The organism is Romboutsia ilealis (genome assembly GCF_900015215.1).
Classification (GTDB): domain Bacteria; phylum Bacillota; class Clostridia; order Peptostreptococcales; family Peptostreptococcaceae; genus Romboutsia; species Romboutsia ilealis.
The window spans coordinates 774,661-788,331 of sequence record NZ_LN555523.1 but is presented as its reverse complement, the minus strand read 5'-3'; the positions used below and the strand labels follow the sequence as shown (position 1 = coordinate 788,331).

Annotated in this window: 14 protein-coding genes; 4 read left to right on the top strand and 10 right to left on the bottom strand. The window is 24.7% G+C overall.

Annotated features, from left to right (window positions below; genetic code table 11):
* Positions 1–121: 121 nt before the first annotated feature.
* From CRIB_RS03720 to CRIB_RS03685, 8 genes are all read right to left on the bottom strand, one after another.
* Positions 122–547 (bottom strand): hypothetical protein, encoded by a 426-nt coding sequence (locus tag CRIB_RS03720; RefSeq protein WP_180703196.1) that lies wholly within the window; start codon positions 545–547, stop codon positions 122–124.
* Positions 548–944: 397 nt separating this feature from the next.
* Positions 945–1,700 carry a 5'/3'-nucleotidase SurE gene (surE, locus tag CRIB_RS03715; protein ID WP_180703195.1) on the bottom strand — a complete coding sequence of 252 codons (756 nt, stop codon included), beginning with the start codon at positions 1,698–1,700 and terminating at the stop codon, positions 945–947.
* A 499-nt stretch (positions 1,701–2,199) separates the two neighbouring features.
* Positions 2,200–2,457, bottom strand: coding sequence for a hypothetical protein (locus CRIB_RS03710; protein WP_180703194.1), 258 nt, complete (start codon positions 2,455–2,457; stop codon positions 2,200–2,202).
* Positions 2,458–2,840: 383 nt separating this feature from the next.
* Positions 2,841–3,242, bottom strand: a complete 402-nt coding sequence (locus CRIB_RS03705; RefSeq protein ID WP_180703193.1) for a hypothetical protein — start codon at positions 3,240–3,242, stop codon at positions 2,841–2,843.
* Between the two features lie 164 nt (positions 3,243–3,406).
* Positions 3,407–4,096, bottom strand: a complete 690-nt coding sequence (gene arr, locus CRIB_RS03700; RefSeq protein WP_243633568.1) for an NAD(+)--rifampin ADP-ribosyltransferase — start codon at positions 4,094–4,096, stop codon at positions 3,407–3,409.
* 521 nt (positions 4,097–4,617) lie between these two features.
* A complete protein-coding gene (locus CRIB_RS03695; protein WP_180703191.1) occupies positions 4,618–5,160 on the bottom strand; it encodes a hypothetical protein in 543 nt (180 codons plus the stop codon).
* A 143-nt stretch (positions 5,161–5,303) separates the two neighbouring features.
* Positions 5,304–7,421, bottom strand: coding sequence for a DNA topoisomerase III (locus CRIB_RS03690; RefSeq protein WP_180703190.1), 2,118 nt, complete (start codon positions 7,419–7,421; stop codon positions 5,304–5,306).
* A gap of 479 nt (positions 7,422–7,900) precedes the next feature.
* The gene (locus tag CRIB_RS03685) at positions 7,901–8,293 is read right to left on the bottom strand and encodes a hypothetical protein (RefSeq protein ID WP_180703189.1); all 393 of its coding nucleotides are present in this window, start codon (positions 8,291–8,293) and stop codon (positions 7,901–7,903) included.
* Positions 8,294–8,630: 337 nt separating this feature from the next.
* Here CRIB_RS03685 and CRIB_RS03680 point away from each other — a divergent pair, with 337 nt between their 5' ends.
* Positions 8,631–9,032: a hypothetical protein gene (locus CRIB_RS03680; protein ID WP_180703188.1), complete on the top strand. Its 402-nt coding sequence runs from the start codon at positions 8,631–8,633 to the stop codon at positions 9,030–9,032.
* 163 nt (positions 9,033–9,195) lie between these two features.
* Here CRIB_RS03680 and CRIB_RS03675 read toward each other — a convergent pair whose 3' ends face one another.
* A complete protein-coding gene (locus CRIB_RS03675; RefSeq protein WP_180701595.1) occupies positions 9,196–10,137 on the bottom strand; it encodes an IS982 family transposase in 942 nt (313 codons plus the stop codon).
* Positions 10,138–10,466: 329 nt separating this feature from the next.
* Between CRIB_RS03675 and CRIB_RS03670 the strand changes: the two genes are divergently transcribed.
* Positions 10,467–10,994 (top strand): hypothetical protein, encoded by a 528-nt coding sequence (locus CRIB_RS03670; RefSeq protein WP_180703187.1) that lies wholly within the window; start codon positions 10,467–10,469, stop codon positions 10,992–10,994.
* 234 nt (positions 10,995–11,228) lie between these two features.
* On the opposite strand, the gene CRIB_RS03665 is transcribed toward CRIB_RS03670, so the two are convergent.
* Positions 11,229–12,559 (bottom strand): IS3 family transposase gene (locus CRIB_RS03665; RefSeq protein ID WP_180703186.1). Its coding sequence is split into 2 segments (ribosomal slippage): positions 11,229–12,187 and positions 12,187–12,559, totalling 1,332 coding nucleotides; the frame shifts between segments, so codons are not numbered across the junction.
* A 146-nt stretch (positions 12,560–12,705) separates the two neighbouring features.
* Between CRIB_RS03665 and CRIB_RS03660 the strand changes: the two genes are divergently transcribed.
* Together CRIB_RS03660 and CRIB_RS03655 are read left to right on the top strand one after the other, a co-directional pair.
* The gene (locus tag CRIB_RS03660; RefSeq protein ID WP_207204143.1) at positions 12,706–13,089 is read left to right on the top strand and encodes an IS630 transposase-related protein; all 384 of its coding nucleotides are present in this window, start codon (positions 12,706–12,708) and stop codon (positions 13,087–13,089) included.
* The gene (locus tag CRIB_RS03655) at positions 13,086–13,592 is read left to right on the top strand and encodes an IS630 family transposase (protein ID WP_180703652.1); all 507 of its coding nucleotides are present in this window, start codon (positions 13,086–13,088) and stop codon (positions 13,590–13,592) included. Before CRIB_RS03660 ends, CRIB_RS03655 begins: the two co-directional genes overlap by 4 nt.
* Positions 13,593–13,671: the final 79 nt, after the last annotated feature.

Below are 13,671 nucleotides of genomic sequence, written 5' to 3'. Positions count from 1 at the left end.
ATTATATTAATTTTAATATACTTTATTGATGTATTTACTTTATTGAAATTATTATTAATATCTATAATTCTCCAACTATTGAATATTATTTTATTCTTTAAATATTTACCTATCTAATCATTTAATGATTCTTTTTATACTTTTTAGGCTCTTCTATATATCTTTTTATATTAATTGCTGCATTTATTATATTTTCTAATTTTTCATATTTTGTATTTATAAAACGATAATATAAATCTGATTTACTAGTTATTTTTTTGATTTCAGTTATATGTTTAATTACATCTTGTTTAGTACTTCCTATACATATTATTACTAATTTCTTATTTGTAAAATCTATATTGTAATCTCTTAAACTTTTATATAAATTAAAATTATTTTCATCTTCCATAGAAATAGTTATCGCTATATTTGAATAATTATCTACATCTACAAGTTCATCATTTACTTGATGTAATTTTGAATTTGATATTACTTCATTTATTTTATTTAATACATTATTTATTTCTACAGAATCGTTTTCATATAGTATAAGAGTATTATTCATATTCTCACCCCTAGCTTTTAATAGTATTTTTATAAGTATATGCTTTCATTTTTTTATAATAATTAAAAATACTATAAATACAGATAATTTTAATGCAAATGAACTTAAAAATCCAAAGGAAATTGCTATATTAAAAGTATTTTTATAAGCATATTAAAAAATTCGCTTCGCTTAAGCGACGTGTCGGCGAATCACTTCATGTCGCCAACGACTTTGTCCGTTGCTTGAGCCACTGCGTGGGCGAAGTATTTCAAAATCTTTTTTACGCTCAAAAACAATTTATTGATATTACTTACATTCAGAAGTTATCCACATTTTTTAAAATATTATAATATCCTTAAGCGTAAAAAAAGTTATATGATATAAAGTTTATATATCTTATAACTTTTTTGCTTAACTATAATAATTCATTCTTTAATATATCTATTTTTTTATTATTTGTCATATCTATATTTACTGGAGTTATTGTTATGTAACCTTCTTCAATTGCAGCTATATCACTGTCATTTTCTTGTTCAAGCTCTTTCACTTGACCACCTATCCAAAAATATCTTTTTCCATGTGGGCTAATTCTTTCTTCTAGTACATTTTCATATTTTCTTTCTCCAAGTCTTGTTATTTTAGTTCCCTTAACTTCTCCATTTGGTATATTTACATTTAATATACAATCATTTAATATATTTAACTTATCTTTAATATCATTTACTATTTTTGATGCATATTTAGAAACTTGACTATAAATTTCTTTTGAGACATTAAACTCGTTTAATGAAAATGCTATTGATGGTTTATTTTGGATAAACCCTTCTATTGCAGCAGATACAGTTCCAGAGTATATTACATCAGTTCCTAAATTTGGTCCATTATTTATACCACTTAAAACCATGTCTATGTTTATATCTTTGAATAAAGCCTCTATTCCTATTTTTACACAATCTGCTGGTGTTCCTGATATTGAATATGCACATATATTATCATCTATATATTCTTTATTTACCATTATAGGTTCATGTATTGTTATTGCATGTCCTGTTGCACTTCTTTGAGTATCCGGTGCAACTACATATACTTTATGAGTTTTTGCAAGTTCTTTTGCAAGTTCTATAATTCCGTCAGCTCTTATTCCATCGTCATTAGTAATTAGTATATTCATATTTATTCTCCTTTTTATTACATATTATTTTTTAATTATAATTCTAAAATATTATATATTCTTATAATTATAATATTCTAAATAGTTCCTTATTAGTATAAATAAAAATTTATATTTACTATATCAATATATCATAATTTACTAATTTTAAGATAATATAGTTATATTGTATTCAAAAGGACTTTATAATTAGTTTTAATAATTTAAAGTGTATAAATTACTTTTTAGATAGTAAAAAAGACCTTACTATTAAATTTACTAAAAATAATAATTCATTTATACCTAGCCTTAGTTTTATACCCAGTATTACCCTTTTAATAAAATTTAATATGAATTTAAGACCAATTATAGACTATGTTGAAAAAAATAATACTATAAAAACACTTATTGTAATTTACATATTATACTTAAGTAGATGATTTAAATATAATAAATTTGATTTATATACATTAAAATAAAAGCCATATTATAAACTTAAAGCTTATAATATGGCTTTTTATTATGCATCAAAATCTACATGATATTTTTTTTCAGGAGTGTTTATATCTATATAAGATAAATTAAAATTCTCATCCATAACATCTATCTTAAATTCAAAAAATATATCATCTTCCTTTTTAGACATAAATATATAACTTCCATTTTCTTTCTCTTCTATTTCATCACAGATCTCATCATATATTTCTTCACCACTTAAATATCCTAAGTATCCTGAAGCTTTTATTTTTTCTTCTATTAGTCTGTATATTTCTTCCATAGTAATACCTTCTTTCTATATTAACTAAATTTAATCCTACCAATAATTTATTATTTTTTCAATAGATTTAATTTAAAATATTATTTATCATTTAAATATTTGGTTTTGTTTTAATACAGTGTCGATATTAAAATCAATTTGAATAACAAAAGTATGAGTATATCGACTTTACATATCCCTACCTTTTGTTCGTATTATATTAAGGTTATAAATTAAATTTCATCTTACTCTATATTACTTATATTTAAATATATTATAATTTCATTGTCAGAATTATGATTAAAAATATCATCAATATTTGTATTATCTATATTTTTTACATTATCACCTATTATATATCCTTGAATTGGAAAATCTTTATTAAATGTTACTTTATTTTCTGATTAAATTCCAAATAAAGCTATTCCAGAGTATCCAGATTTAAAAAAATCGGATGAGACTTCATAATATGTAGATTCTCCTATTGAAATTTTAAATTCTTCATTTTCTTGATATATACTTATATCAAACCCATTTTTATTATCTTTAATGTTTAAAATTGTGCTATACAAACTTTCTTCTTTGATAAATTTACCTTTTTTAAACTCTTTTGAATATAAATTAATTTTATATTTTCCTTTAGATATATTTTTTATATTATAATCTAGACCCATACCATTTACATTTTGTTTATTAAAATAATTTACATTAATAGTTGTATTATTATCTACATTTTTACAATTAAACCTTATTAAAAAAATAGAGAATGTAAATACGCAAATTAATACTAAAATAATTTTTTTCATATAGCTCCCCCTTAAGTAATTATTTACAATTTATTAATATTAATCTGTTGTGCTAGTTATTTTACTAAACATATTGAAATTACTATATAAAGTTCTTGAACTATAAAAATATAGTTTACAATGCTTTAGTGTTTTCAATAATCATATTTAACTAGCACAACGAGTTAATTAATAATTTCTCCTTTGTTATTAGCTAATTTTTTACGCCATTGGTTAACTTCTTTAGGAGTCTGTTTCACCCAGTCTGTTTTTTCACCTACAATCCTTAAAGGGTATTGCGAGCGATAAGAACATGTCAAGTTTCCTGGAAATTTCTTATCAGTTACATTTGGATCATTTTCAAAAGTTCCTGTTGGTTCTACAACATAAACGCGTTCTCTACCTTCTCCTTTTGCTAACGCAGCTGCAAGTCCCGCTCCATTAATATTAGATGTGAAATAAATGTGATTCATCTTAAGTTCACAATTATAATTTGAATTTCGACCTGCTACAAGTAAATCTCCAACTTTTAAATCCGCTCTAGTTCCATGATAAAAAGGTCCTTTATCATAAGGTTCAGTATTGTATGAATTTGATAATTCATAATTTGTTTTTGCCTTATTATAATCACCTAATTCTTCATAGCATTTTGAGATACTTAAATATATTGTGGGAAAAGCGCTCTTAACACTATCATCTTTTGATTTTATGGCATACTGTAAAGATGTTTCCATCCATTTTAATCTCTCTGAAATATCTTTTTTATATTTAGCCACATGATAAGCTGCAATAAATCTTTCAAAGTCATTTATGGCTTCATTCCAAGCTTGAAGAAATACTTCACTTGCTTCTTCAGAGTTGCCTTGCTCTTCCATACCCATTCCCAACATACATAGTCTAATAATTTTATTCTTTGGGTCAAATTTATTGCTCATTTAATATCCTCTCTTCTTATTTATTATAGTTACATTATTTTAATATATATATAACAATAAACATATACTTATATTTTCATTTTATACATGGTATAATTAAAGTGGAGAGAGGTAGTTTTATTAAATAAAAATATTCTCTATTTTTTATGGTTACTTTGCTAAATTAGCTCATAAAGTAATAGTCCTTTTTTCTAGGTGTGTACGGTAATCTAACTCCTATTTAATTCTTATTATATAATAATTACGACTCAATTAATTTATATTATATAAATTTCAGCATTCATTTAAAACATAACAAAATATGTTTATTATTTATGGTAATTTTGAATAATATAAAATAATAATTTTAAATAATTAAAACATATATATTATAAATAATCATATCTATAATTATCTAAGTTTTATATTTCATAAAAATAAAAGATAAGCTTATTTTTCTAATAAACTTATCTTTTATTTTATTATTCACTAAACTTTTCTATTAATTCTTTTAATATATTTCCTATATCTCCGCTATCATCAACTTCTCTTATTCTAGGATTAGATAGTCCTCCGCCATGTTCAAAATCCACAACAGATATTACAATTTCTTCGTCTTCATCTTCAAAATCAAATAGTAATCCAATTAGATTATCAACATTTAAACTTAATTCACCTATATCTTTTATAGTGCTATCATCTTCATATATATCTTCTAAATAATGATTAAGTCCATATTTTTTTCCATCTATAAATTCTACTTTCTCTGCACCTTCATATGTCTTACCTATAGCAAAATGAAGTGCATACTCTCCATTTAATAAAAGTTCTTTATAATCACTTGCATCGTCTAATCCTTCATAATCTTCATCAAAAATTACTACATCCATATAATCTCTATCTATTAAACAAATTCTTGATACATAATTAGGATATTCAGATAGTAATTCTCCAACATTATCATTATAATAATTTATAAAATTTTCCAATTTGAATTCAGTCGGATTAATTCTCACAGACTCCATAGTATATTTCCTCTCTTTATTATTTTTACAAAATAACTTATATTTTGACAAATGATAAAATATACTATATCATACACTGAGTCTTATTAACAATATAGAAATTATATATGTAAATTTTTTAAATTAATTTTATAAAATTCATATTATTTTTTTAACTTAGCTAAAGCTTCTGCAAATGGATTATTAAAATTTTCTACATCTTTACTTTGACTTTTTAAATATTTATTTATGTCTTTTTTAGACGCTTTATTTTTATCTTCTTGTTTTCTTTTATTATATGATGATAATTTTTCTCTATGTCCACAAGAACATATAAATGTTTTTGCTTCTCCTTCACCACGAAGTTCTAGCTTTTTATGACAAATAGGACATCTAGAGTTAGTTATTTGAGATACTGTTTTTCTGGTGTTACATTCCCTATCCTCACAAACTAACATTTTCCCTCTTTTTCCCTTAACTTCAAGCATATACTTGCCACACTCCGGACATCTATTTTTAGTTAAATTATCATGTTTAAACTTACTATCACTATTTTTAATATCTTTAACTATATCTTTTGAATACTCTTTCATTTCTTTTATAAATATATTTTTATTTAACTTTCCTGTAGATATATCTTGTAATTTCTTTTCCCAACTTGATGTAAGTTCTGGTGTTTTAAGCTCTGTAGGCACAAGGTCTAATAATTGCTTTCCTTTAGAAGTTATTACTATATCTTTTCCTTTTTGCTCTATTAAAAAGGAATTAAATAATTTTTCTATTATGTCTGCTCTAGTTGCAACTGTACCTAAATTATTTTTTTCCATAGATGTTAAAAGAGTCCCTTCATTTAAATATGATGGCGGATTAGTTTTGCCTACTTTCACTTTAACATCATCTATTTTTAATGTAGAATTTTTACTTATATTTGGCATACTCTCATAATTTTCTTCATCATCTAAATCTTTATAAGTTTCCTTCCACCCTAAACTATTGATTTTATTGCCTTTAGCTATAAATATTTCACCTTCTACATTACCTTTAACTTTTGTCTCTGTATATTCAAAAGGTGGACATAATACACTTAAGAATCTTTTAACAACAAGATCAAATATTTTTCTTTCTTTCTCACTTAAATTGCCTATAAATACTCTTTCTTCTGTAGGTATTATTGCATGATGGTCACTTACCTTTGAATCATCAACAAATGATTTATTTGCTTTAATATTTGATTTAAGTAATTTATTACAAACTTTAGAATAATCGCTTACATTCACTGCTTTGATTCTATCCTTTAATGTATCAACTATATCACTTGTTAAGTATCTTGAATCTGTTCTTGGATATGTAAGCACTTTATGATGTTCATATAGTTTTTGCATTATCGATAATGTTTCCTTTGCTGAAAATCCATATATTTTATTTGCATCTCTTTGTAATTCAGTTAAATCATATAATGAAGGTGAATATTTTTTCTTATCTACTTTATTAACCTCTATAATTTCTAAATCTTTATTTTTTATTTTATTAGATATAGCATCTATCTTATCTTTATTAAATGTAGATGTTAGATTTTTCTTATCCTGCCAAGTAAACTTTATAGTTTCATTTGATATTTTAGCCTTTACATCTAATGTATAATATTCTCTTGGCGTAAAATTTCTTATCTCTTCTTCTCTTTTATGTATCATTGCAAGTGTTGGAGTTTGTACTCTTCCACAAGAAAGTTGTGCATTAAACTTAGTTGTAAGAGCACGAGTTGCATTTATTCCAACAATCCAATCAGCTTCAGCTCTTGCTATTGCTGAATTGTATAAATTTTCATATTTAGATGCTTCTTTTAAATTTTTAAATCCATCTTTTATTGCTTTATCTGTACTTGATGATATCCAAAGACGTTTTAGTGGCTTATTTGTGTTGCTTTTTTGTAATATCCATCTTGCAACTAATTCACCTTCACGACCTGCATCAGTTGCTATTACTATTTCTCCTACATCATCTCTATTTATCTGAGATTTTACAGTATTAAATTGCTTACTAGTTTTCTTTATTACTACAGTTTTTAGATGTTTTGGTAATATTGGTAATTCTTCTATATTCCATACCTTATACTTTTGATCATAATTTTCTGGATCTGCTAATGTAACTAAATGCCCTAGTGCCCATGTTACTATATACTTGCTACCCTCTATATATCCATTTTTCTCATTTTTACATTCTAACACTCTAGCTATATCTCTACCTACCGAAGGCTTCTCTGCTAATACTAATGTTTTTTTCATAAAATTTCCTTCCTTAATTATCATTTTCTTTTTATAGTATATAGTATACCACTTGTACATAATATCTTTTAGTTTTTTAATTTGATAAATTATCATATTAAGTTCAATCACAAAAATTAGATAAAAAATTCGCTTCGCTTGAGCGGCGTGTCGGCGAAACACTTCATGTCACCAACGACTTCGTCCGTTGCTTGATCCACTGGGTGAGCGAAGTATTTCAAAATCTTTTTTACGCTCAAAACCAATTTATTGATATTACTTACATTCAGAATTTATCCACATATTTTTAAGTATTATAACATCTAATTACAAAAAAATAACTCTTTCAAAAAGAGTTATTCTTTTAATCCATACATCATATTTTTATAATATTATAATTTTTATATACATATATGCATGCAACCGATCATTTAAAATAGATATATTTTAGGTAGGCATATCTAAAATATATTTAGATATTTCTAATAGTACACAATACTTCATTCTAAAAATACCCATATTATATTTATTATAAAATAAGATATAAAAATAGTTCCAATCCCTGAAATAAATGCGTTAACGCCGATATTAGCAATTTTTTCAAATACAATAGGTATACTAATAAATACAATGCATGTCAAAATAAGCTTTAATATTAAACTACATACATTTTTTAAAATTGAATGATTTTTTTCATTTGTAGCAAAATCCTTCTTCTGATTCTCTCTTTTTATATCTATAGGTTTATCTTGTATATTACTATCATTTAAATTTCTCATACTTTCCTTATTTATACATTTGACTCTTCCATTATGGTATATAATTTCCATACTCTTTATTTCATCTGAGTATTTTTTTAATTTTTCATCAAAATTATTATCTATTTTTTTCATATCATATCCTCCACAATTTATATTCATTTTTGGATATGTTTATATCGTCTTATTAATAGAATATACAAATATACCATATATTGTACCAATTTATTATAATTAAAATAATGTATACTTATCAATTTTGTATGATGCTAAGTATTTAAAACTTAATAAAAATAATAATTATTTTAATTTTATTAAAATAATATTTTAAATAAAAGATTGTTTTTCAATGTAATATTACAAAATAATCTAAATTTTTGTTACAAAAGTTTACAAAATCAAAAAATATATTTCATTATAATATAACTTATAATAAAATAATATTAATTTTAATGAAAGGAGTAGTATTATTATGGGTTTAAAAAAAAGATATCTAGCAATAATTCCTATATTAGGAATCATAAGTATATTATCCATAAAAGATCCAAAAACAACTATGACAAATTTAGATGATTTAACAGTTAGAACTAATGAAAATGGTCAAACATATGGTAGTAATTTAGCAATAGAAAGTCATAGCATGGATGAAAATGGTAATCCAGACGATTTAGATTTAATTTTAGTAGAGGCTGATAATGGAAAAACTGGTTATGTATATAAAGAAGATTTTTATGATATATCTAATCAACCTAAAAATCCAGAAGAAGCCGTTGCATATATGGAAAAACTTGAAAAAAGCGGAGATAGAGTTATATCTGTTTATAAAAAAGATGGTAAAAATGTTATAGGATCATATAAGATAGGATCAAAATAAACTAGATTATGCAATAAATAAAAAATATTAATTATTGTAGGGGAGAAAAATTATGATAAAAAGAAATAAATTAATCTGTTGTGCTAGTTAATTATTTTTCCAAATAAAGGAATTTAAATTGTGCAAAAAAGAATATCCTATGAAAGATTAGTATTTGTAATTTTTATCCAAATACTAATCTTTTTATTTTAGATATAGAATCTTCATTTCCCATTAATTTGTTTATTAGAAATGATATATTATGAGCTAAAACTTTTATTGAAGTTCTAGTTATAAATCCTAACATTGATTTACTTTTTACTTTATTCAAATTTAATTGTTCTGCCAACTGAGAAAAACTAGTTTCTATCCTTCTTCTAGCTTTAAATATCAATTGTCTTATATCTTTGGGATAATTATCTTTACTATTTCCGCGCTTTAAAAATAATAGATTTATATCCTTTTCAACTTTCAGTTCAGGCGTTAGCCTTTTATTTACATACCCTTTATCACCAATAATAGAAATAGATTTATATTTATCACATAAATCCCATACTGCATTTCTATCATCTACATTAGCTGGAGTTATAATATAATCAGATAAAAATCCATCTATTGTAGTAAGAGCATGAAATTTAAATCCAAAATAAGTTTGTTTTTTTGAAGGACATCTACCATAAGAGGCTTCGCCTTTAAAGCATTTACTAAAATGTGCTCTACCAAATTCACATACTGGAATAGGCATACTATCTACAATTCTTATATTGTTAGAATAAGATTGCATAAATAAAGAAATATGCTCTCTTATTTTAGATATTACCCAATATAAGTTTCTTTTAGTTCTGTTGAATCTCGTTCTATCTCCTATCTTTGGAAATAGATTTTTATATTCCCTTTTAAGCAAACTAAAGAATGCTTTTTCAGAATCAATAGTTAAAAGTTCACCAACTATGCTAATAGTGATTATCTCACTATCAGAAAGTTTGCTATCTTTTATATTACGTCTATTACTTACAGTTATAGGTATAATCTCATTATATATATCATCTATAATTACAAATATATTTGTAAATAAATCAGTTAAATTTTTTTGATCTTGGATATAATAATTATTAAACTCTAGCATATATAATCCTCCTTTAGAATAGTAGAGATAATCTTAGGATACTATATTTGTTGGAGTTTTATTATTGAAAAATTTAACTAGCACAACGAGTTAAATTAACAACTTCATTAGCGATAGCGATAGCATCAATATCAGTATTTGGGAATATAATATCGCATGCTAATAATAATATAAAAGAAAATAATAATTATAATCTTAAAAGTGATTTAAATACACGTGCTGTATCACAGAGTACTGGAATTTCTAAAACTGTTAGCGGGGTTAAATATACTGGAAAAACAAAAATAGAAACTAATACTATTTCTAAAAAAGCAACAGCAAGTACAATTGTGGAGACTAATAATATAGTTTCTTCTGGACGTATAGGTGCACATACTGCTTTATACAAAGAAGGAACTGGTGAGGCTATAGTTAGCTCTTCTTGGTCATACAATAATGCTGCTAAGAAAATTCATACTGTGAGTGTTTCAAAACAATCTCCAGTCGCAGGTAACTATAGAGCTAAAGGCACAATGAAATCATATGATGAAAGTAATGGTACATATATAGGTACAAGTTTAAATCCAAGTGGATATATATCATATAAAAGTATGAATCTTAATATATCAAATGAAGAGTTAAAAGAACGTATAACAATGTATGAAACTAAAGATATGATAGCTGCAGAAGGTATGAATGGAAATTATGGCTATATATCTTTGGAAGATATGGGAGTATATGAGAATCCAAGTTCTCCAGAGGAAGCACTTAGATTACAAGAAGAACGTATTCGTAAATATGGAGAATATAGAGAGATAAATGTTTATGATAATGATGGAAAAACAGTTGTTGATAAATTTAGAGTTTATAATATGTAATATGAATCTGGGTATGTAAAATTAAAGTGTGTATTCTTCTAACAAGTTCGATAATTAAATTAGATTATCCGAAGGAAGGTGCATACTTCAAGAAAACTTAATAACTGGTTTATCTTATGACTTAAAAGAACTACTTTCTATAAGTTAGTAAAACAATATGATGATAAAGAAATATAAAGGCTATAACTAATTAAAATGTACCCTATGTAAAGGACAATTTAAAAAAAGGGATCTTTAAAAAGCAAGATGATTTCTGTATTGTACAGGAGTCATCTTGTTTAAATTCCATTGATATCTATCATTATTATAGTAATCCATATAATCATCTATTTCATTCCTTACTTGCTCTAAAGTGCTACAATTATTAAGAATAACTTCATCTTTGAAATGGCCAAAGAATGATTCCTGCGGAGCATTATCCCAACAATTACCTCTCCTAGACATAGATTGTTTTAATCCAAGTTTTTTTACTATACTTTGAAATTTAGGGCTTGTATAGTGTACGCCTTGATCCGAGTGTAAAATAGCTTCGCTGTGAAGTTTTAAAGTTTTATTTAATGTAAGTTTTTTTAGTGTATTTAAGACAATATTTAACCGTAGGTTATCTGAAACATAATGAGCTAATATTTCATTTGTAGATGAATCTTTTATTGTTGATAAATATGCTTTTTTCCCATTTTTGTATCTTAAGTATGTGATATCCGTTAACAATACTTTACCTGGTATACCTTGTTTAAATTCTCTATTTAGTAAATTAGGAACGATAGTATGTTCTTTAGTTGCTTTCATCATACGTCTATAAGGATTAGCTCTTCTAAACGGACAAATTATATCATATTTATTCATTATTCTTCTAATACGTTTTAAATTATATATTATATTAAATTTATCCTTTAAAACCATTTTTATTTGCCTTGCACCTTTTTTGCGGCCTTTGTAGTTAAATGCTTTCAACACATTTTCTTTAGCTAAGAGATCCTGTTTTTCCTTAAAGTTTCTTAATTTTTCATTTTCTACTAAAAAATATTTGTAGTATCCAGATCGAGATACATCGGCAACTTTACATAAGTAACTTATCATATTTTTTAAATTATACTTTTTTATTGTAGCTTTAATAAGTTCATATTTTTCCCAAGATAATACATTTATTTCTTCCTTAACACTCTCCTTTCTATCATGTCTAACTTTTTTAGTAATTCATTTTCAGCTTGAAGTAATTTTATTTTAGCTTCTAGTTTTTTATACTTTTCTTCTAATGTCATATTCTTCTCAACAGGTCTACCATTATTATATTTACGAGTATCTGTAAGTTTTGCAGCTCCGCCGTTTTTAAAGGCTGTACGCCATCTATTTGCCGAAGATTTAACTCTTTGCATACCTATAATATCAATATTAAATCCACATTCTTCAAATATTATCCTAGGTAATTTACCATTGCAGTTCTCATCTATGAATATTTTTTTAAATTCATCTGTATAAGTAATCCCCTTCGAGCTAACTTTTTTAACATATTTATTTTTTCTTAATTCAATTATTTCTTCCTCTGTAAATAAATTTATACTCATTAAAATTTCTCCATCTCTATTTATTATTTATTTAATTATATACAAAAATACCCTATAGGGTAGACCTTTTTATTAATTGTCTACTCTATAGGGTACATTTTAAATATTTATAGCCTTTTATAGTAACCTAACTTTTAAATAATAGTATGCAATATATCAAAAAAGTTAATAAAACTAATATGAGTTATGATATAAAATTTAAACAACGAGTAATTGAATATAGAGAAGAAGGACACACTTTCAAGGAAACTTGTAAAGTATTTAAAATATCTGAAACAACACTAATAAGATGGATAAACAAAAAAAAGGAAGGGAAATTAGGCGAAGTAAAAATAAGAGTTAGAAAACCAAAAAAGATTTGTCCAGAACAATTAGTTAAATATATAGAACAGTATCCAGATGCATACTTATATGAGATAGCAGAAGAATTCAATTGTAGTGATGTGGCTATATTTAAAGCACTTAAGAAACTAAATATAACACGAAAAAAAAGACAACTTTATACAAGGAGCAATGCAAAGAAAAAATAAAAAAATATTTAAATGAAATAAAATATTTTAAAGAAGAAGATATAGTATACATTGATGAAACAGGGATACAAGGATATATTTATAGAGAATATGCTAGAGCCGTAAGAGGTAAAAAGGTTTATGACAAAATACCTGGCAAAAAGTATAAAAGAATAAATATAGTAGCAGGAAAATGTGTAGATAAGATAATCTCTCCTTTAGTATACGATAAAATAATGGATAGTGAGTTTTTTGAAAAATGGTTCAAAGAAATGTTTTTAAAAGAAGTAGAAGAAAACAAAGTTATTGTAATGGATAATGCAACATTTCATTGTAAAAGTAGACTATATGAATTATGCAAGAATGCTAACAAAAATCTAAAATTAATATTTTTACCACCATATTCTCCAGATTTAAATCCAATAGAAAAGTACTGGGCAGTATTAAAAAAGAAGTTGAAAAAAATAGTTAAAAATAACATAAGTTTAGAAGAAACTATTTACCAACTTTTTAAAGTTAATTGACTATATTATACAATTATATATTCATGATTGCACATTTGTTGTATATTTGTTGTATAATTGATATATAAAACTTTTACAA